The 20,095-nt window shown below is 71.1% G+C and carries 13 protein-coding genes, 1 tRNA gene and 1 rRNA gene; 3 read left to right on the forward strand and 12 right to left on the reverse strand.

Going from position 1 to position 20,095, the window contains the following annotated elements:
• Window positions 1-36: 36 nt before the first annotated feature.
• Together AB0G63_RS28195 and AB0G63_RS28200 are read left to right on the forward strand one after the other, a co-directional pair.
• On the forward strand, window positions 37-873 hold the full coding sequence (locus AB0G63_RS28195; RefSeq protein ID WP_360755659.1) for a DNA-formamidopyrimidine glycosylase family protein: 837 nt from the start codon (window positions 37-39) through the stop codon (window positions 871-873).
• A 32-nt stretch (window positions 874-905) separates the two neighbouring features.
• Window positions 906-1,670 (forward strand): SDR family NAD(P)-dependent oxidoreductase, encoded by a 765-nt coding sequence (locus AB0G63_RS28200; RefSeq protein ID WP_360755662.1) that lies wholly within the window; start codon window positions 906-908, stop codon window positions 1,668-1,670.
• Here the strand turns inward: AB0G63_RS28200 and AB0G63_RS28205 are convergent.
• The 9 genes from AB0G63_RS28205 to AB0G63_RS28245 form a co-directional block, all read right to left on the reverse strand.
• Window positions 1,618-1,956: a hypothetical protein gene (locus tag AB0G63_RS28205; protein WP_360755665.1), complete on the reverse strand. Its 339-nt coding sequence runs from the start codon at window positions 1,954-1,956 to the stop codon at window positions 1,618-1,620. The two genes, AB0G63_RS28200 and AB0G63_RS28205, sit on opposite strands and share 53 nt — an antisense overlap.
• Window positions 1,957-2,203: 247 nt before the next feature.
• The gene (locus AB0G63_RS28210) at window positions 2,204-2,584 is read right to left on the reverse strand and encodes a helix-turn-helix transcriptional regulator (protein WP_324789644.1); all 381 of its coding nucleotides are present in this window, start codon (window positions 2,582-2,584) and stop codon (window positions 2,204-2,206) included.
• A gap of 109 nt (window positions 2,585-2,693) precedes the next feature.
• Window positions 2,694-3,239 carry a CinA family protein gene (locus tag AB0G63_RS28215; RefSeq protein ID WP_360755669.1) on the reverse strand — a complete coding sequence of 182 codons (546 nt, stop codon included), beginning with the start codon at window positions 3,237-3,239 and terminating at the stop codon, window positions 2,694-2,696.
• Window positions 3,236-3,961, reverse strand: coding sequence for a CDP-diacylglycerol--glycerol-3-phosphate 3-phosphatidyltransferase (gene pgsA, locus AB0G63_RS28220; RefSeq protein WP_360755672.1), 726 nt, complete (start codon window positions 3,959-3,961; stop codon window positions 3,236-3,238). Before pgsA ends, AB0G63_RS28215 begins: the two co-directional genes overlap by 4 nt.
• The gene (gene rimO, locus AB0G63_RS28225) at window positions 3,958-5,427 is read right to left on the reverse strand and encodes a 30S ribosomal protein S12 methylthiotransferase RimO (RefSeq protein WP_360755675.1); all 1,470 of its coding nucleotides are present in this window, start codon (window positions 5,425-5,427) and stop codon (window positions 3,958-3,960) included. Before rimO ends, pgsA begins: the two co-directional genes overlap by 4 nt.
• 102 nt (window positions 5,428-5,529) lie before the next feature.
• Window positions 5,530-6,369 (reverse strand): RodZ domain-containing protein, encoded by an 840-nt coding sequence (locus tag AB0G63_RS28230; RefSeq protein WP_360755678.1) that lies wholly within the window; start codon window positions 6,367-6,369, stop codon window positions 5,530-5,532.
• Window positions 6,370-6,628: 259 nt separating this feature from the next.
• On the reverse strand, window positions 6,629-9,361 hold the full coding sequence (locus AB0G63_RS28235; RefSeq protein WP_360755681.1) for a DNA translocase FtsK: 2,733 nt from the start codon (window positions 9,359-9,361) through the stop codon (window positions 6,629-6,631).
• Window positions 9,362-9,486: 125 nt separating this feature from the next.
• On the reverse strand, window positions 9,487-10,161 hold the full coding sequence (locus tag AB0G63_RS28240; RefSeq protein WP_360755683.1) for a response regulator: 675 nt from the start codon (window positions 10,159-10,161) through the stop codon (window positions 9,487-9,489).
• 277 nt (window positions 10,162-10,438) lie between these two features.
• Entirely contained in the window at window positions 10,439-15,898 is a 5,460-nt protein-coding gene (locus AB0G63_RS28245) for a HAMP domain-containing protein (RefSeq protein WP_360755686.1), read from the reverse strand.
• Window positions 15,899-16,277: 379 nt separating this feature from the next.
• Between AB0G63_RS28245 and AB0G63_RS28250 the strand changes: the two genes are divergently transcribed.
• Entirely contained in the window at window positions 16,278-19,031 is a 2,754-nt protein-coding gene (locus tag AB0G63_RS28250) for a SpoIIE family protein phosphatase (protein ID WP_360755688.1), read from the forward strand.
• 46 nt (window positions 19,032-19,077) lie between these two features.
• On the opposite strand, the gene AB0G63_RS28255 is transcribed toward AB0G63_RS28250, so the two are convergent.
• From AB0G63_RS28255 to rrf, 3 genes are all read right to left on the reverse strand, one after another.
• A tRNA-Thr gene (locus tag AB0G63_RS28255) sits at window positions 19,078-19,150 on the reverse strand.
• 76 nt (window positions 19,151-19,226) lie between these two features.
• Window positions 19,227-19,889 carry a DegT/DnrJ/EryC1/StrS family aminotransferase gene (locus AB0G63_RS28260; protein WP_360755697.1) on the reverse strand — a complete coding sequence of 221 codons (663 nt, stop codon included), beginning with the start codon at window positions 19,887-19,889 and terminating at the stop codon, window positions 19,227-19,229.
• A 114-nt stretch (window positions 19,890-20,003) separates the two neighbouring features.
• Window positions 20,004-20,095: ribosomal RNA gene (gene rrf, locus AB0G63_RS28265) — 5S ribosomal RNA — on the reverse strand; the annotation flags it as partial.

Genomic DNA, 20,095 nt, shown 5'->3' on the forward strand with positions numbered 1-20,095 from the left:
ACCCTCGCTGCCCCGTCGCCGTGCAACCCTTGACCCATGCCCGAAGGAGACACGGTCTGGCAGGCGGCGAGGCGGCTGCACGGCGCCCTCGCCGGCCAGGTGCTGACCCGCAGCGACCTGCGGGTGCCCCGGTTCGCCACGGCCGACCTCACGGGCCGCACCGTCCTGGACGTCACCGCCCGCGGCAAGCACCTGCTGACCCGCGTCGAGGGCGGCCTGACGCTCCACTCGCACCTGCGGATGGACGGCGCCTGGAAGGTGTACGAGCCCGGCCGGCGCTGGACCGGCGGCCCCGCCCACCAGATCCGCGCGATCCTCGGCACCGCCGACCGCACCGCCGTCGGCTACCGTCTCCCCGTCCTGGAACTGCTGCGCACCCGCGACGAGGCGCGCGCCGTCGGCCATCTCGGCCCCGACCTCCTCGGCCCGGACTGGGACCCGGACCAGGCGCTCGCCAACCTCCTCACGGACCCCGCCCGCCCCCTGGGCGAGGCCCTGCTCGACCAGCGCAACCTCGCCGGCATCGGCAACGTGTACAAGAGCGAGCTCTGCTTCCTGCTCGGCGTGACGCCGTGGCTCCCCGTCGGCGCCCTGCCCGCCGACCGCACCGCGCAGCTGCCCGCCCTCGCGAAGAAGCTGCTGGAGGCCAACCGCGAACGCCCGGTCCGCAGCACGACCGGCCGCCGCGGCCAGGACCTGTTCGTGTACGGCCGCGCGCCCCGCCCCTGCCTGCGCTGTGGGACGCCCGTGCGCGTGGCCGACCAGGGCGACGGCTCCCGCGAACGCCCCACGTACTGGTGCCCGTTCTGCCAGCCGGGCCCGGCGCCCCGCTCGACGCCGGTGCGCGGGACAGCACGCCGCACGACCAATTGACGACCCGTCAGAAACCCTCGTACGGTCCCCTCATGCCCGTCAAGGCGTACGACCTCACCGGACGCACCGCATTCGTCACCGGGGCCGCGGGCGGCATCGGCCGCGCCTCGGCCGTGCTGCTCGCCGAAGCCGGCGCCACGGTCCACTGCGCCGACCGCGACGCCGAGGGCCTGCACGAGACGGCGGCCCTGATCGAATCGGCCGGCGGCACGGCCCGCACCCACCGCCTCGACGTCACCGACCGCGAACAGCTGCGCCGGGCCGTCGCCGCCTGCGAACGCCTGGACGTGATGGCCGCGATCGCCGGCATCATGCACACCAGCCCGGTCCTGCAGACCCGGGACGAGGACCTCGACCGGGTCCTGGGCGTCAACTTCAAAGGGGTGCTGTACGCCTGCCAGGAGGCCGCGCGGCTGATGCTCGCCCGGGAAACCGCGGGCAGCATCGTCACCATGGCGTCCGGCGCCGTCGACACCGGCCGCCCCGGCCTGCTCTGCTACGGCGTCGCCAAGGCGGCCGTGGTCCAGCTGACCAGGACACTGGCGAGCGAGGTCGGCCGGCACGGTATCCGCGTCAACGCGGTCGCGCCGGGCTGGATCCGCACGCCCATGACCGACCGCCACGAGGCCGGGGAGCAGGCCAGGAACGAAACGCTGATGGCCCGGACGTCCCCGCTGGGCCGGGTCGGCGTACCGGAGGACGTGGCCCACACCGTGCTCTACCTGGCCTCCGACGCGTCCGCCTTCACGACGGGTCAGATCCTGCGTCCGAACGGCGGGGTGGCGATGCCGTGGTAGTCGGGCGCCCCGTCCGCGCGGCCTGCTCCCGCGCGGTCCGTTTCCGCGTGACCCGCTCCCTCGCAGTTCGTTTCCGCATGACCCGCTCCCGCGCCCCGTCGACGCCGCCCGTCGCCCGCGCCTTCGGCACACAGTGCACCGGCAGCAGGCTCAGCCCCCATCCCCCGGCCGCGACGGCTCCCTCCAGCACCCCCGCGCCGGGCGCCAGGGCGATCCGCAGCACGGCCCACCACCACAGCACCCCGAGCCCGGCCAAAGCCCCCCAGCGCACCGTCGGCCGTGCCATGGACGTCACCTCCAGCCCGACGCTAGGGCGCCTTCCGCGCCGGCGGACAGGGCGCACCGAGGGGCACACGGGCGCACCGCCCACCGCTCGGCACCGCTCGGCACGCCGGCCCGGCCCCTCCCACCATGCACGAGGGCCCCGGCCGGCGCCTCTCCAGACAATCCAGCCGATCTGGACGATCTGGAGAAACCCCGGCCGGGGCCTCGCACAATCCCTGTACCGTGTCACGCACCCGCGCGCGTGAGTGTCACGCGGCGACCACGTCCACCGCCTCGGCGGGCGCCTTGATGGTCACCCGCTCCGGTGGCACACCGGTCACCGACACGGAACCCAGCATCGGACGAACCCTCGTGGGTACGGGCTCGCTGGGGGTGGCCGCAGCAGACTGGGCCAGCTCGGCGAGGGCGAGTTCGTCGCTCACTTCCCGCATGAGCTCGGACATCCGTACGTCCAGCGCGTCGCAGATGGCGGCGAGCAGCTCGGAGGAAGCCTCCTTCTGCCCCCGCTCCACCTCGGAGAGATAGCCGAGTGAGACTCGGGCGGACGAGGAGACTTCGCGCAGAGTACGGCCCTGGCGCTGGCGCTGCCGACGCAGCACGTCACCCAGCAGGCGACGGAGCAGAATCATCGGTGGCTCCCTCCTCGGACCGCGTAGCCGCATCCTTCTCGCCCCACCGTACCGCCTCGCGCCGCGGCCGTGCGGGGAGCGATGTCGTGTTCACTCAGGGCTGCAAACATCAAAACCCCCCGTTCTGTTCCGTATCCTGTGCCAGCTCATTTCCGGTCTGTTCGCCCGCCAGCCGCCTCAGCAGCAGCGCGAGCACGCTCCGTACACTCTCCATACGAATTTCCGCGCGGTCGCCGTTCAACCGCAGGGCCTCTACTTTTCCGCCAGCGGCAGAACCGGGGCCAGGGCCGAACGGCCCGTCCACGGCGACGAAAACCGTCCCGACCGGCCGGCCGTCCTGGGAAGCGGGGCCGGCCACGCCAGTGGTCGCCAGGCCCCAGTCGGCGCCGAGCGCCTTGCGGACGCCGGTCGCCATCTGGGCCGCGACCTGCGGGTCGACCGCCCCGTGCCGGGCCAGCAGGGCCGCGTCCACGCCCAGCAGGTCGTGCTTCAGTTCGGTCGCGTAGGCCGTCACCGAGCCGCGGAAGACCTTGGAGGCCCCGGGGACCGCCGTGATCTCCGCCGCGACCAGGCCGCCGGTCAGCGACTCGGCGACCGCCAGGGTCTCGCCCCTCACGGTCAGTAGTCGCACCAGGTCGGCGGCCTCGGAACTCACGATCCCGTCTCCTCCGACGCGGACCCGCGCGCGGCGATCCCCTGCCTGCGCAGCACAATGGCCTGTCGCACATAGTCCAGCCCGGTCACCACGGTCAGGACGACCGCCGCTCCCATCACCCAGAACCTCAGCGTCGCCAGCCAGCCCGTGAGCGCCAGGACGTACATCCCCACCGCGACGCCCTGGGTGAGCGTCTTCAGCTTGCCGCCGCGGCTCGCCGGTATGACGCCGTAGCGGATGACCAGGAAACGCAGCAGCGTGATCCCGAGTTCCCGGCCGAGGATGACGATCGTCACCCACCACGGCAGGTCGCCCAGCGCGGAGAGACAGATCAGCGCGGCCCCCATGATCGCCTTGTCGGCGATGGGATCGGCGATCTTCCCGAAGTCGGTCACGAGGTTGTAGGTGCGCGCCAGGTGACCGTCGAACAGGTCGGTGATCATGGCGACGGCGAAGGCCGCCCAGGCCAGCGAGCGCCACGCCGGGTCGTACCCGCCGTCGGCCAGCATCAGTGCGACGAAGCCCGGCACGAGCAGCAGCCGGAGCATGGTCAGCAGGTTGGCGATGTTCCACACGCTGGCCTGGTTGACGGCCGCGGCCGCCAGCTTTCCGCCCCGCGCGGGCCGGGCGCCGCCCGCCGTCTCGGAATCGGTGGTGCCGGCGGGTCTCGAGGAAGCCGCCTTGGAGGAGCCGTTCGCCGCCGATGCCGGCACTCCGGTCATCTGCCCGCCTCCTCACTACATCCGAGCGAGCCGGTCACCGGCTCGGCCACCAGGTCGACACCCTCCGTGCCGACCACCTTCGCCTCGACCATACGGCCGACGACGAGGCCTTCGCCGCCCGTGAGCAGCACCTGGCCGTCCGTCTCGGGCGCCTGGTGCGCCCCGCGGCCGTACACCCCTTCGTCGTCGACGGACTCCACGAGCACGTGCACGGTCTCGCCCACGCGCTCCTCGGCGCGCTGCGAGACGAGTTCCTCGGCCAGCCGGGAGACGCGGGCCAGCCGCTCGGCGACTACGTCCGCGTCCAGCTTGCCGTCGTAGCCGGCGGCCTCGGTGCCCTCCTCGTCGGAGTAGCCGAAGACACCGATGGCGTCCAGCCGCGCGCCGTCGAGGAAGCGCTCCAGTTCGGCCAGGTCGGCCTCGGACTCGCCGGGGAAGCCGACGATGAAGTTGGAGCGCACACCGGCCTGCGGGGCCTTGCCGCGGATGGTGTCGAGCAGTTCCAGGAACCGGTCGGTGTCGCCGAAGCGGCGCATCGCGCGCAGCACGCCGGGGGCGGAGTGCTGGAAGGACAGGTCGAAGTAGGGGGCGATCTTCGGCGTGGAGGTCAGCACGTCGATGAGTCCCGGGCGCATCTCGGCCGGCTGGAGGTAGCTGACCCGGACCCGCTCGATGCCGTCGACCTCGGCGAGCTCGGGCAGCAGGGACTCCAGCAGGCGGATGTCGCCCAGGTCCTTGCCGTAGGAGGTGTTGTTCTCGGAGACCAGCATGACCTCCTTCACGCCCTGCTCGGCCAGCCACCGCGTCTCATTGAGTACGTCGCCGGGGCGGCGGGAGATGAAGGAGCCGCGGAAGGACGGGATGGCGCAGAAGGAGCAGCGCCGGTCGCAGCCGGAGGCCAGCTTCACCGAGGCGACCGGGGAGCCGTCCAGCCGGCGGCGCAGGGGGGCGCGCGGGCCGGAGGCCGGGGCGACGCCTTCCGGGAGGTCGGCCGGGCCGTGCCCGGGCAGCGCGACGCCGGCGGCGGACTGCTGCCGCTCGGCGGGGGTGATCGGCAGCAGCTTGCGCCGGTCGCGCGGGGTGTGGGGGGCGTGGATGCCGCCGTTCAGGATGGTCTGCAGGCGGTCGGAGATGTCGGCGTAGTCGTCGAAGCCGAGCACGCCGTCGGCCTCCGGGAGGGCGTCGGCGAGCTCCTTGCCGTACCGCTCGGCCATGCAGCCCACCGCCACGACGGCCTGGGTTCTCCCGTGGCCCTTGAGATCGTTGGCCTCCAGGAGGGCGTCGACAGAGTCCTTCTTGGCGGCCTCGACGAATCCGCAGGTGTTGACGACGGCGACGTCCGCGTCGGCGGCGTCCTCCACGAGGTCCCAGCCGTCCGCCTCCAAGCGGCCTGCGAGCTCCTCCGAGTCCACCTCGTTACGGGCGCAGCCAAGGGTGACGAGTGCGACGGTACGGCGTTCAGGCATGCGCTCAAGACTACTTTGTCTCACTGACGGCCCACGTCGACGGGGTTGGCCGATCTCGGCCAACCCCGTACGTGCTCCGCTGCGGACCGCTCGTCCGGCCCGTCATCCGACCTGCGGGTCGCCCTTGGTGTACGTCAGCCGCTCCACGGAGCCGGGCTGGAAGTCGTCCTCGATCTTCTTGCCGTTGACGTAGAGCTGGATCGCGCCCGCGTCGCCGAGGATCAGGTTGATCTTGTCGCTGTCCTGGAAGGTCTTGGACTCGCCCTGCTTGAGCAGTCCGTCGAACAGCAGCTGGCCGTTGTGGTCCTTGGCCGAGATCCAGCTGCGTCCGTCGGCGGCGCTGACCTGGACGGTCACCTTGTCCTGGGGCGCGGCCGCGATGGCGCTGTCGGAGGGGCCGGGGGTGGGGTCGGCGGGCTTGCCGCCCTTGGGCGTGGTGGAGGCGGACTCGGCGGCCGTGGGCGTGGAGCCCTCGGCGACCTGGGTGTCGGCGCCGCCGTCGTCACCGCCCCGGAAGGCGGTGAACCCGACGAAGCCGACCACGGCGACGATCGCGGCGACCATGGCCGCGGTCCAGTTGGGCCCGCGTCGTTCGGGGCGGATGCGTTCCGCCTCGAACAGCGGAGCCGCCGGGGTCGGGGCGGGCCGGCCGCCGTGCTCGGCGTCGTACTGCGCCAGCAGCGGCGCCGGATCGAGGTGGACGGCCTTGGCCAGGGTCCGGATGTGACCCCGCGCGTAGACGTCCCCGCCGCAGGGGGCGAAGTTGTCAGCCTCGATGGCGTGCACGATGGCGATACGGACCCGGGTGGCGTTGCTGACGTCGTCCACGGTCAGCCCGGCGTCGATGCGCGCCTGTTTCAGGGCACGGCCGACAGGCAGGCGGGCTTCTTCGCGGTCGTCTTCGAACGGACGCTCGTCTTCAGGAGAGTTGGCGATGGACACGGGGGCGCCTTTCGAGCGTTTAAGCCACCTGTGCTGGAGGTTCAGTCTAGGGGGGGTGGAAAAGGGTGGGGCAACCGGGCGGTCGGACTTTGTAGCCCATCGGTATGGCCGGACACGCCGATGGTGGGGTCACTGCTTGACGCTTACCCCAACTTGACGTCCGCCGTGGGGAAAGGGTTGCTCGCGGATTCCTCACGGCTGAGTCACGATCAGGCATCGCCGGCACACCGGTCGGGGCTTGCTCCCAAGCCTCCCCTTCTCAAGCCTCCCCGCGGATCACCGCGAGCACTCCGTCCAACTCGTCAGCCTTCACAAGAACGTCACGTGCCTTGGAGCCCTCGCTCGGTCCGACGATGCCCCTGGACTCCATCAGGTCCATGAGCCGGCCGGCCTTGGCGAAGCCGACGCGCAGCTTGCGCTGGAGCATCGACGTCGACCCGAACTGCGTGGAGACGACGAGTTCGGCCGCCTGGCACAGCAGGTCGAGGTCGTCGCCGATCTCCTCGTCGATCTCCTTCTTCTGCTTGGAGCCCACCGTGACGTCGTCCCGGAAGACGGGCGCCATCTGCTCCTTGCAGTGCCGGACGACGGCCGCGACCTCCTCCTCGGTCACGAACGCGCCCTGCATGCGGACCGGCTTGTTCGCGCCCATCGGCAGGAACAGTCCGTCGCCCTTGCCGATGAGCTTCTCGGCGCCGGGCTGGTCGAGGATGACGCGGCTGTCGGCGAGCGAGGAGGTGGCGAAGGCCAGCCGGGAGGGCACGTTCGCCTTGATCAGACCGGTGACGACGTCGACCGACGGCCGCTGGGTGGCGAGCACCAGGTGGATGCCCGCCGCGCGCGCGAGCTGCGTGATGCGCACGATGGCGTCCTCGACGTCACGCGGGGCGACCATCATCAGGTCGGCGAGCTCGTCGACGATGACCAGCAGGTACGGGTAGGGCTGGAGCTCGCGTTCGCTGCCCTCGGGCGCCTTCACCTTGCCCGCCCGCACGGCCGCGTTGAAGTCGTCGATGTGCCGGTAGCCGTACGCCGCGAGGTCGTCGTACCTGAGGTCCATCTCGCGGACGACCCACTGCAGCGCCTCGGCGGCCCGCTTCGGGTTGGTGATGATCGGCGTGATCAGGTGCGGGATGCCCTCGTAGGCGGTCAGCTCGACGCGCTTGGGATCGACGAGGACCATGCGGACCTCCTCCGGGGTCGCCCGCATCATGATCGAGGTGATCAGGCAGTTGATGCAGGACGACTTGCCGGAACCGGTCGCTCCGGCGACCAGCACGTGCGGCATCTTCGCGATGTTCGCCATCACGTAGCCGCCCTCGACGTCCTTGCCCAGCGCGACCAGCATCGGGTGGTCGTCCTCGGCGGCCGCCGCGAGGCGCAGCACGTCGCCGAGGTTGACCATCTCGCGGTCGGTGTTCGGGATCTCGATGCCGACCGCCGACTTGCCCGGGATCGGGCTGATGATCCGCACGTCCGGGCTGGCGACGGCGTACGCGATGTTCTTGGTCAGCGCGGTGATCCGCTCCACCTTCACGGCGGGGCCGAGCTCGACCTCGTAGCGGGTGACTGTCGGGCCCCGGGTGAAGCCGGTGACCCGGGCGTCGACCTTGAACTCGGTGAAGACGGTGGTCAGCGCCTCCACTATGGCGTCGTTGGCCGCGCTGCGCGCCTTGCCCGGGCCGCCGCGCTCGAGCAGGTCCAGGGACGGCAGGGCGTAGGTGATGTCGCCGGAGAGCTGGAGCTGCTCCGCGCGCGCGGGCAGGTCCCGGGGCACCTCCGGCGGGGCCTTGGTGAGGTCGGCGACGCCCGACTCCGATCTCTCCGGAGATTCGAGCTTCTCCCGCTTCGGGCGCGCGGCGGGCACCGGGTTGGGCGTCGCGACGGGGACCGGGGTGGTCTCCTCGCGGTCGCCGACGCTCACGCCCTGGGTGAGGTCGGCGACGACCGGCGAGGGCGGCATGCCGTGCAGGACGGCGCCGTCGAGCGCGGCGGCGGCCGCCGCGGCGACGTCCACGGCGTCCATCCGGCGCTCCATGTCCGGCTGCGGCACCGCGGAGCGCCTGGGGCGGCCACGGCGCCGCGAGAGTGCCTCCTGCTCGGCGTACTCCGGGTCGTACGCCTCCGGGGCCGGGCCGCGCCGGCGCGGGCCGGCGGGCAGCGCCTCGCGCCACTGCTCGTCGTAGCGCAGGTCCTCGTCGGTCGGGTCCTGCGGCCGGTCGTGGACGAGCCCGAGCCGCACCCCCAGCAGCCGCAGCCGCTGCGGGATCGCGTTGACCGGGGTGGCGGTCACCACGAGCACCCCGAACACCGTCAGCAGCAGGAGCAGCGGTACGGCGAGCACCTCGCCCATGGCGTACGTCAGCGGGGTCGCCGCGGACCAGCCGATGAGGCCGCCGGCGTCCCTTATGGCCTGCATGCCGTCGCTGCGGGCGGGGGCGCCGCAGGCGATGTGGACCTGGCCGAGCACGCCGATGACGAGCGCGGACAGGCCGATCACGATGCGACCGTTGGCCTCGGGCTTCTCGGGGTGGCGGATGAAGCGCACCGCGACGACCGCGAGCAGGATCGGCACGAGCAGGTCGAGACGGCCGAAGGAGCCGGTCACCAGGATCTCGACGAGGTCGCCGACGGGGCCCTCCAGGTCGGCCCAGGTCCCCGCGGCGACGATCAGGGCGATGCCGAGCAGCAGCAGCGCGACGCCGTCCTTGCGGTGTGCCGGGTCGAGGTTCCTGGCGCCCTGCCCTATCCCGCGGAAGACGGCGCCCACCGCATGCGCCACGCCCAGCCAGAGGGCGCGCACGACGCGGTAGAGGCCCCCGGTCGGGCTCGGCGCCAGCCTGGGCGGAGGCGCGGACTTCTTCGCGGCCCGCTTCGCGGGCGCTTTCTTGGCCGGGGCCTTCTTCGCGGCGGCCTGCTTCGCCGGAGCCTTCGCCGGAGCGGCCGCCTTCTTCGCGGGCTGCTTCTTGGCTGCGGAGGGACGTGAGGCCATGGGTGTGAGGTTACCGGTGGAGACGGCCGCGGACACGTGTGCCCACTGCTTCACCCGTTCGTGTCGCCCTTGCGGCGGACGCAAGCTGACGCGGGCTCACCGGCCTCCCGCCAGGGCACCGCGTGCTACGAGGTCACCGACGAGGTGCTCCCGGCACCCGGCTCCAGCGCGTCCAGCGCCCTCCGCAGCCCCGTGAGTTTGCGTTCGAGATGGGCCGCGGTGGCCACCGCCGCCGCGTCCGCCGACTCGTCGTCGAGCTGTTTGGACAGCGCCTCGGCCTGCTCCTCGACCGCCGCGAGCCGCGCCGACAGCTCGGCGAGCAGACCGGCCGGCTCCTTCGACTCACCGGCCGCGGCCTTGTCGCCGCCCTCCAACTGCAGCCGCAGCAGCGCCGCCTGCTCCCGGAGCTGACAGTTCTTCATGTACAGCTCGACGAACACCGACACCTTCGCGCGCAGCACCCACGGGTCGAACGGCTTGGAGATGTAGTCGACCGCGCCCGCCGCGTATCCGCGGAAGGTGTGGTGGGGGCCGTGGTTGATCGCGGTGAGGAAGATGATCGGGATGTCCCGGGTGCGCTCCCGCCGCTTGATGTGCGCGGCCGTCTCGAAACCGTCCATGCCCGGCATCTGGACGTCCAGCAGAATGACCGCGAAGTCGTCCGTCAGCAGTGCCTTGAGCGCTTCCTCCCCGGACGATGCCCGGACCAGCGTCTGATCGAGCGCGGAGAGGATGGCCTCCAGCGCCAGCAGATTCTCCGGCCGGTCATCGACCAGGAGGATCTTGGCCTTCTGCACCATGGCCCGCCCTCCTCGCCCCGGCGTGGGGCATCCCCTGTCCGTAGGACTTGGGATGACACCCTCGGGTGCCGCCCCAGGGGACGACTCCCTTGCGCCGCCCGTCCTTGTGCCGGTCATCGTAGCCGCACCCTGCCTGTCGCCACACCCTGTCACCGTGATGTCACTGTGCACACAGCAGAAACGGGGCGGGGGACCAGAAGGTTCCCCGGATCCCCCGCTTCTACACGGCCCCGGCGCCACCGAGTCGGCGGCTCCCCGGGCACCTCGCTCCGCGCGGTCACTCGGCCCGCATCCACTGGTCCATCACCGTCAGCAGATGATCCGGGTCGACCGGCTTGGTCACGTAGTCGGAGGCGCCCGACTCGATCGCCTTCTCCCGGTCGCCCTTCATCGCCTTCGCCGTCAGCGCGATGATCGGCAGGCCCGCGAACTGCGGCATCCTGCGGATCGCCGTGGTTGTCGCGTACCCGTCCATCTCGGGCATCATGATGTCCATCAGGACGACCGCCACGTCGTCGTGCTGCTCCAGCACCTCGATGCCCTCGCGGCCGTTCTCGGCGTACAGCACGGACAGCCCGTGCTGCTCCAGGACGCTGGTCAGGGCGAAGACGTTGCGGATGTCGTCGTCGACGATCAGCACCTTGTGCCCGCCGAACCGGATGCCGCGCCGCCCTCGGGGCGCCTCGCTCAGCTCGGCGTCCGGCCGCCGCTCCGGCGTCACCGTGCGCGCCTCGGCGTCCGGACCGGGCCTGCGGCGGCGCCGGAACAGCGCGGCGGCCCCGTTCTGCGTCTCCTGGTACGACTTCACCTCGGCCGGCGTCTCGATCTCCGCCTCGGACAGCTGGGACAGTTCCGAGGCGGCCACCAGGTCACCGGCCTCCAGGGCGGGCACCGGCTGCTGGTAGCCCTGCGGCGGCAGTTCGCTGGGGTGCAGCGGCAGATACAGCGTGAACGTCGAACCGCGTCCCGGCTCGCTCTGCGCGTGGATCTCCCCGCCGAGCAGCTGGGCGATCTCCCGCGAGATGGACAGGCCCAGGCCCGTGCCGCCGTACTTGCGGCTGGTCGTGCCGTCCGCCTGCTTGAACGCCTCGAAGATCACCCGCATCTTGCTGGCCGCGATGCCGATACCGGTGTCGGTGACGGAGAACGCGATCAGCGGCGCGTCCGGGTCGGTCAGCGAACCGGCCTCCAGCAACTGCTCCCGGATGGACTGCGGCACGTCCGCGCCGGCCGGCCGGATCACCAGCTCCACCGAGCCGGAGTCGGTGAACTTCACCGCGTTGGACAGCAGGTTGCGCAGCACCTGCAGCAGCCGCTGCTCGTCGGTGTGCAGGGTGGCGGGCAGCTCCGGCGAGACCCGCACGGACAGGTCCAGGCCCTTCTCCGCGGTCAGTGGCCGGAACGTGGCCTCCACGTAGTCGACGAGCTGGACGAGCGCGATACGCGTCGGCGAGACGTCCATCTTGCCCGCCTCGACCTTCGACAGGTCCAGGATGTCGTTGATCAGCTGGAGCAGGTCGGAGCCGGCGCCGTGAATGGTCTCGGCGAACTCCACCTGCTTCGGCGACAGGTTGCCCTCGGCGTTGTCGGCGAGCAGCTTGGCCAGGATCAGCAGCGAGTTGAGCGGCGTGCGCAGCTCGTGCGACATGTTGGCGAGGAACTCGCTCTTGTAGCGCATGGAGACCGCGAGTTGCTCGGCGCGCTCCTCCAGGACCTGCCGCGCCTCCTCGATCTCGGTGTTCTTCACCTCGATGTCGCGGTTCTGCCGCGCCAGCAGCTCCGCCTTCTCCTCCAGTTCGGCGTTGGACGCCTGGAGCGCCTTCTGACGGTTCTCCAACTCCGCCGAGCGTTCCCGCAGTTGCTCGGTCAGCTCCTGCGACTGCTTCAGCAGCTGCTCGGTCTTGGTGTTGACCGAGATGGTGTTGACGCTGGTGGCGATCATCTCCGCGATCTGGTTGAGGAAGTCCTTCTGGATCTGCGTGAACGGCGTGAACGACGCCAGCTCGATCACGCCTAGCACCTTGCCCTCGAACAGCACCGGAAGGACGATCACCTGCGCGGGCGGCGCCTCCCCGAGCCCGGAGGAGATCTTCAGGTAGCCGCTGGGCGCGTCCTCCACCAGGATCGTGCGCTTCTGCTGCGCGGCCGTCCCGATCAGCGCCTCGCCGGGCCGGAACGACGTCGGCATGGAGCCCATCGAGTAGCCGTACGAGCCCAGCATCCGCAGCTCGTACTCGTCGCCGTCGTCCTTGCCGTCGGCCGGAGGCATCGCCAGGAAGAACGCGCCGTGCTGCGCGGCCACCAGGGGCGGCAGTTCGCTCATGATGAGCGAGGCCACGTCCTCCAGGTCGCGCCGGCCCTGCATCAGGGCGGACACGCGCGCGAGGTTGCCCTTCAGCCAGTCCTGCTCCTTGTTGGCGATGGTGGTGTCGCGCAGGTTGGCGATCATCTTGTTGATGTAGTCCTGCAGTTCCTGGATCTCGCCGGACGCGTCGACGTCGATCTTCAGGTTCAGGTCGCCGCGGGTCACCGCCGTCGCCACGCGCGCGATGGCGCGCACCTGCCGGGTGAGGTTCCCGGCCATCTCGTTCACCGACTCGGTCAGGTCGCGCCAGGTGCCGTCGACGTCACGCACGCGTGCCTGGCCGCCGAGCTGCCCCTCGGTGCCCACCTCACGGGCCACCCGGGTGACCTCCTCGGCGAACGACGACAGCTGGTCCACCATCGTGTTGATGGTCGTCTTCAGCTCGAGGATCTCGCCCCGGGCGTCGATGTCGATCTTCTTCGTCAGGTCGCCCTTGGCGATGGCGGTGGTGACCATGGCGATGTTGCGCACCTGCCCGGTCAGGTTGGACGCCATCTGGTTCACGGACTCGGTGAGGTCCTTCCAGGTGCCGGCCACGCCGGGCACGTGCGCCTGCCCGCCCAGGATGCCGTCCGTGCCCACCTCGCGGGCCACCTTGGTGACCTGGTCGGCGAACGAACTCAGCGTCTTCACCATGGTGTTGAAGGTGTCGGCGAGCTGCGCGACCTCGCCACGCGCCTCGATCGTCACCGTCCGGGTCAGGTCGCCGTTGGCGACGGCCGCCGCGACCTGGGAGATGTTGCGCACCTGCATGGTCAGGTTCTTGGCCATCAGGTTGACGTTGTCGCTGAGGTCCTTCCAGATGCCGGTGACGCCCGGCACGTGCGCCTGGCCGCCCAGGATGCCCTCGGTGCCCACCTCGCGGGCCACCCGGGTCACCTGCTCGGCGAACGACGACAGCTGGTCGACCATCGTGTTGACGGTGGTGACGAGTTCGAGGATCTCGCCCTTCGCGTCGACGGTGATCTTCTTCGACAGATCGCCCTTGGCGACCGCGGTGGTGACCTCCGCGATGTTGCGGACCTGGATGGTCAGGTTGTTCGCCATGAAATTGACGGACTGGGTGAGGTCCTTCCAGGTGCCGGAGACGCCCTGCACCTCGGCCTGACCGCCCAGCTGGCCCTCCGTGCCCACCTCGCGGGCGACCCGGGTGACCTCCTCCGCGAACGACGACAGCTGGTCCACCATCGTGTTCAGGGTGTTCTTCAGCTCCAGGATCTCCCCGCGCGCGTCCACGGTGATCTTCTGGGAGAGGTCACCGCGCGCCACCGCCGTGGCCACCTGCGCGATGTTGCGGACCTGGGCGGTGAGGTTGCCCGCCATCCCGTTCACGGAGTCGGTCAGGTCCCGCCACACCCCGGCCACGCCCGGCACCTGCGCCTGACCGCCCAGGCGTCCCTCGGTGCCCACCTCGCGGGCCACCCGGGTCACCTGGTCGGCGAAGCCGGAGAGCTGCTCGACCATCGTGTTGATGGTGTTCTTCAGCTCGAGGATCTCGCCGCGCGCGTCGACGTCGATCTTCTGGGAGAGGTCACCGCGGGCCACCGCGGTGGTCACCTGGGCGATCTGCCGCACCTGCGAGGTGAGGTTGCCCGCCATGAAGTTGACGGAGTCGGTCAGTTCCTTCCAGGTGCCGGACACGCCCGGTACGACCGCCTGCCCGCCGAGGCGGCCCTCGGTGCCCACGTCCCGGGCCATCCGCGTCACCTGGTCGGCGAACGACGACAGCTGGTCCACCATCGTGTTCACGGTGTTCTTCAGCTGCAGCATCTCGCCGGAGACGTCCACGGTGACCTTCTGCGACAGGTCGCCGTTGGCGACCGCCGTCGTCACCTGCGCGATGTTCCTCACCTGTCCGGTGAGGTTGCGGAACGCGGTGTTGACGGAGTCCGTCAGGTCCTTCCACGTACCGGCCGCGCCCGGCACCTGCGCCTGTCCGCCGAGCTCACCCTCCACACCGACCTCGCGCGCCACCCGCGTGACCTCGGAGCCGAAGGACGACAGCTGGTCCACCATCCCGTTGACGGTGTTCTTCAGCTCCAGCATCTCGCCGGCCACGTCGACCGTGACCTTCTGGGAGAGATCACCGTTGGCCACGGCCGTCGTGACAGCGGCGATGTCCCTCACCTGAATGGTCAGATTCCGGAACACCGTGTTGACGGAGTCGGTGAGGTCCTTCCAGGTGCCGGCGGCACCGGGCACGTTCGCCTGTCCGCCCAGCTGTCCCGCCGCACCGACCTCGTTGGCCACCCGCGTGACCTCGTCCGCGAAGATCCGCAGCGTCTCGGTCATCTGGTTGATCGTGTCCGCGAGCTGCGCGACCTCACCGCGCGCCGACACGGTCACCTTCTGCGACAGATCGCCGTTGGCCACCGCGGTGGTCACCTGGGCGATGCCGCGCACCTGGGCCGTCAGGTTGCCGGCCATCAGGTTCACCGAGTCGGTGAGGTCCTTCCACACCCCGGCCACGCCCGGCACCTGCGCCTGTCCGCCGAGCTCACCCTCCACACCGACCTCGCGCGCCACCCGCGTGACCTCGGAGGAGAACGACGACAGCTGGTCCACCATCGTGTTGACGGTGTTCTTCAGCTCGAGCATCTCGCCGGCGACGTGAACCGTCACCTTCCGCGACAGGTCGCCCTTGGCCACCGCGGTCGTGACGAGCGCGATGTCCCGCACCTGCGCCGTCAGCCGGTACGCCATCGTGTTGACCGAGTCCGTGAGGTCCTTCCACGAACCCGACATGCCACGCACGCGTGCCTGCCCGCCCAGCTTGCCCTCGGTGCCCACCTCGCTGGCCACCCGCGTGACCTCGTCGGTGAACGTCGACAACTGGTCGACCAGGTTGTTGACGGTACGCCCGACCTTCAGGAACTCCCCGCGCAGCGGGTGCCCGCCGCCGTCCGCCGACTGCGACCGCAGCTCCATGCGCGGCGACAGATCACCGTCCGCCACGGCCGCCAGCACCCGGCCGACCTCGGACACGGGCCGCACGAGGTCGTCCACGAGGGCGTTCGACGCGTCGATGGCGGCCGCCCAGGACCCCTCGCAGGCGCCCGTCTCCAGCCGCTCCGTGAGCTTGCCCTCGCGCCCCACCATGCGGCGCACCCGGGACAGTTCGCCCGTCAGGTGCAGGTTCCGGTCGGCCACCTCGTTGAAGACGGCCGCGATCTCCGCCATCACGCCGTCCCCGGACACCGTGAGGCGCTTGCGGAAGTTCCCGTCCCGCATGGCCGCCAGGGCGGCCAGCAGCCGGTTCAGGGCAGCCGTGTCCACCGCGGTGGTGCCACCGCGCGGTGTGCGTCGACCGCCCAGGGGCTGTCCGCCTTTCGCGCGCGTCCCAGTGGCCCGCGTCGCCGCGCCAGACTCCACTTGTTCCCTCCCGGAGGGTTCGACCGTTGCCGCCGTACTCGGGTACCGCCTCGCGGGGTACCAGTCAGTGCCGCGCATCGCTGCCCGGTGCCTCAGGTCACGTCAAGGTCTGCTGCCCGTCGTACGTGGAAGACACGCAGCCTGCCCGGACTTTCACAAGAAGCTTGCCCAGTGTTTCACCCTGCCCGAACCAGGCCATAACAGTTCGGCAGCTTCGCACATCGTCCGCACACCACCCTGCAGGCGGAAACACTGCGGACCGGCATCCGCACGGACGGCGAAGGTAAGTAACCTTGCATGCGGCTGTCCAGCCGCGCCGGTCCGTCCGGCCTGGGCGGTGGCACGAGCACGAGCGGGCATCGGAGGGGCGGCCGCACACATGACCACCGGACTGATCCCGGGGGGACAGCCCCCGGACCCCCGGCCGACGGGCGGTCTGCCGCACCCGCGGCACGATCCGGTCGGCCAGGGGGCCCCGCACGTCGACAACCGGACGAGGAGTGCTGTGATCACCGCGCGCGCGGCCGCCAGCTTCGAGCCCGAGGGGCGATCGGTCGCGAGCGCCCGCTCGTTCGTCCGCGACACGCTCCAGGGCTGGGGCTTCGGCGACATCGTCGACGACGCCGTGGTGCTCACCAGCGAACTGGTCACCAACGCCGTCGTGCACGCGGGCACCTCCGCGGACGTGCTGTGCCTGCGCAGCGACGACGGCGTACGCGTCGAGGTCGCCGACCGCTACCCGGAGCGCGAGATCCCCCTCCAGGGCTCGCCCGCCACCATGGGCAGCCCCGACCGCGAGGGCGGCCGCGGTCTCCAGCTGTGCGCGGCGCTGGCCGGCCGCTGGGGCGTGGAGTACACGCCCACCCACAAGCAGGTCTGGTTCCAGCTCGACCTCCCCGACCGCCCGGTCGGGACGCGCGCCGCGGGCCCCACCCTGCCCGCCGACCTCCTCCCGCTGGCCGACAGCCGGGTACGGGTCGCGGTCGTCCAGATCGACCGCGCGGGCGCGATCACGGCCTGGAACGAGGACGCGGAGGACCTCTTCGGCTACCCGGCCGAACAGGTCGTCGGAAAGCCGCTGACCGACCTGGCGGCCTGGCCGCACACCCCCGGCACCAGCACGGGCATCGCCGAGGCACTCCAACTCTCCCGCTGGGAGGGCACTTACGGCATAAGGGGCGCCAACGGCCGTGTCCTGCCGGTGTACGCCTCCCATCTCCGCGTCCGCGACACCGACGGCGATCCGTCCACCGTCTGCCTGTTGGTCCGCGACCACGAACGCGCCGTGCTGCAGACGCCGTTGCGCGTCCCCGCCTCGGACACGGCCACCGTCTCCGAGGGACAGGGCGCCGACCCCTTCGAGGTGTTCATCGGCTCCCCGGCCCCGGACGACCTCGACGGCCTTCTGCAGCGCACGGTGGAGCGCGCCCGCGACATGCTCGACGCGGACGCCGCCTTCCTGCTCCTGGCGACCGACGACGAGACCGAGCTGGAGGTCCGCGCCTCGACGGGCCTGCCCTCCGCCCGCCAGCGTTTCGCCCGCGTCCCCGTCGAGGCAGGCCCCGGCCGCTACGGCTCCGCCCGCATGCCGGCCGTCCACGACGACCTGACGGCCGTACCGGGCGCCGTGCCCCTGCTCACCGGCACGGGCATGCGTTCCGTCGTCACGGTCCCGCTGAAGGTGGAGGGCCGTCTCACCGGCTCCCTCGGCGTGGCGGCCGAGGCCCCCGGCCGGTACTCCAACGAAGAGGCGCTGCGCCTCCAGTTCGCCGCGGACCGCATCGCGTTGGCGGTCGAGTCGGCCCGCCTGGGCGAACTGGAGCGGCTGCGCCGGGGCTCCCTCAGCTTCCTCGTGGAGGCCTCCGACCTGCTGGCCGGCACCCTGGACCGCGACCAGACCCTCGCCCTGATGGCGCAGATGACGGTCCCGACCCTCGCCACCTGGTGCGCCGTCTACACGATCGCCGACCAGGCTTCCGAACCGTACCTGTCGTACGTCCTGCACGAGGACGAGGAACTCATCGACGGCATCAAGTCACTGTTGTCGAAGATCCCCCCGCCCGATCCGGTGCCGACGCCCGGCGCCCGCGTCTGGCCGGCTCCCGGCGAGGTGGCCCACCAGGCCGCTCTGCGCAGCTCGATGCGCAGCCTCGGTCTCGGCGGCGTCCCCACCTACCAGGTCGCCTCGGGCATCGGGCCGACGCTCGCCACGGCCTCGGCGGTCGGCGGCGAGACCGTCGTGCTGCCCCTGGTGGCCCGCAACCGCGTCATCGGCATGCTGACGCTGGGCAAGCCCACCGACGAGCACTTCCGCCAGGAGATCCTGGAACTGGCGGAGGACTTGAGCCGCCGCGCGGCCCTCGCCCTCGACAACGCCCGCCTGTATTCGGAGCGCACGGCCATCAGCCAGTCCCTCCAGCGCAGTCTCCTGCCCCCGGAGCTCCCCCGGATCGACGGCGTGGAGGTCGAGGTCATCTACCGCGCGGCCGGCGAGGGCAACGAGGTCGGCGGCGACTTCTACGACCTGTTCCCCATCAGCGACGGCGCCTACGGCTTCGCGATCGGCGACGTCTGCGGTACGGGCCCGGAGGCGGCCGCGGTCACCGGCCTGGCCCGGCACGCGCTGCGGCTGCTGGCCCGGGAGGGCTTCGGCGGCCCCGCGGTCCTGGAGCGCCTGAACTCGGCGATCCTCGACGAGGGCGCCCGCAGCCGCTTCCTGACTCTGCTCTACGGCGAGCTGTGGCCCCAGGAGGACGGCAGCGCGGTACTCAAGGTGGTCTGCGCCGGCCATCCGCTGCCGCTCCGGCTGCGCCAGGACGGCACCGTCGAACCGGCGGCTGAACCCCAGCCGCTGCTGGGCGTCATGGAGGACCTGGAGCTGTACGAGCAGACGGTCACCCTCGATCCCGGCGACGTCCTGCTCTGTGTGACGGACGGCGTGACCGAGCGCCGCGAGGGCACCCGCATGCTGGGTGACGACGGCCTCGCCGAGGTTCTCACGACCTGTACGGGTCTGACGGCGGGCGCGGTGGCGGCCCGCGTCATGCGCGCGGTGGAGCGCTTCGCCTCGGACGCGCCCTCGGACGACATGGCGATCCTGGCGATGCGGGTTCCGGTCCCCCACAAGGACTGAGAGACGCGAAAAGGCCCCGCCCGAGAGGGCGGGGCCTTTTCTCCGGAGCCCCCAAACGGAATCGAACCGTTGACCTTCTCCTTACCATGGAGACGCTCTGCCGACTGAGCTATAGGGGCCGGTCGCCTTTTCGAGGTTTCCCCCGGCGGCAACGGAATAGATCATACCCCGAACACATGGCTGCTCCCAACTCCGTCAGAAGGCGGGCTGAAGCAGTCCTCCGAGCACATTGCAGGCGGCCACGATCCGCTGCATGTCCCGCCGCGTCAGGGTGGCGTCGACGGGCAGCGAGAGGGTTTCGTCGGCCGCCCGCTCGGTCTCCGGAAGCGCCACGCAGCTGCGGAACTCCGGCAGTCGGTGCACCGGGGTCTTCACCGGCACCCGGCACTCGACTCCCCTGGCCCGTACGGCCCGCGCGAACGCGTCCCGGTCGGGCCGCCCGTTCCCCGGCACGCGCACGACGTACTGCTGGTAGGTGTGCCCCTCACCGCTGTCGGGCGTGCGCACGCCCCTCAGTCTGGCGTCGAGGTAGGCCGCCCGCTCCCTGCGCTGAGCCACCTCGTCGTACGGCGCCTCGGACTCCCCCTGCTCCAGCACCAGGAGCCCGTGCCGCTGCCCGACGCCGTGCAGCCGCGTGACGTCGGCCGGCCGCCCGAAGCGGTGCACGGCAACGAGCGCCGCCGTCCGCGGAGTTATCGCCGCCTCGACGGCGGACGGGTCGAGGCAGTACGTGACCGGATCGATGTCCGCGAACACCGGAAGGGCCCCGGCCAGGGCGACGGCCTCGGCGACTTCGGCGTTCCCGAACGCCGGCACGACGACCTCGTCACCGGGTCCGACACCCGCGGCTCTGAGCATTGCAGCAGTACCCATGCTGCGGATGGTGGTTGCGCAACGTGAACTTCAAGTGACGGGCAACAAAAAAGGGTTGGGCCCGGAACCGAAGTTCCGGGCCCAACCCTTTCAAAGATTGTTCGGCGGCGTCCTACTCTCCCACAGGGTCCCCCCTGCAGTACCATCGGCGCTGTAAGGCTTAGCTTCCGGGTTCGGAATGTAACCGGGCG

The sequence above is a fragment of the Streptomyces sp. NPDC020996 genome, from assembly GCF_040641355.1.
GTDB lineage: Bacteria > Actinomycetota > Actinomycetes > Streptomycetales > Streptomycetaceae > Streptomyces.

Excerpts from the sequence above, each read along its gene's own strand:
- pgsA (WP_360755672.1), bottom strand. The coding sequence starts at position 3,961 with ATGACCGGAGTGCCGGCATCGGCGGCGAACGGCTCCTCCAAGGCGGCT.
- AB0G63_RS28260 (WP_360755697.1), bottom strand. The coding sequence starts at position 19,889 with ATGCTCAGAGCCGCGGGTGTCGGACCCGGTGACGAGGTCGTCGTGCCG.
- rimO (WP_360755675.1), bottom strand. The coding sequence starts at position 5,427 with ATGCCTGAACGCCGTACCGTCGCACTCGTCACCCTTGGCTGCGCCCGT.
- AB0G63_RS28235 (WP_360755681.1), bottom strand. The coding sequence starts at position 9,361 with ATGGCCTCACGTCCCTCCGCAGCCAAGAAGCAGCCCGCGAAGAAGGCG.
- AB0G63_RS28250 (WP_360755688.1), top strand. The coding sequence starts at position 16,278 with ATGACCACCGGACTGATCCCGGGGGGACAGCCCCCGGACCCCCGGCCG.
- AB0G63_RS28205 (WP_360755665.1), bottom strand. The coding sequence starts at position 1,956 with ATGGCACGGCCGACGGTGCGCTGGGGGGCTTTGGCCGGGCTCGGGGTG.
- AB0G63_RS28240 (WP_360755683.1), bottom strand. The coding sequence starts at position 10,161 with ATGGTGCAGAAGGCCAAGATCCTCCTGGTCGATGACCGGCCGGAGAAT.
- AB0G63_RS28195 (WP_360755659.1), top strand. The coding sequence starts at position 37 with ATGCCCGAAGGAGACACGGTCTGGCAGGCGGCGAGGCGGCTGCACGGC.
- AB0G63_RS28200 (WP_360755662.1), top strand. The coding sequence starts at position 906 with ATGCCCGTCAAGGCGTACGACCTCACCGGACGCACCGCATTCGTCACC.
- AB0G63_RS28210 (WP_324789644.1), bottom strand. The coding sequence starts at position 2,584 with ATGATTCTGCTCCGTCGCCTGCTGGGTGACGTGCTGCGTCGGCAGCGC.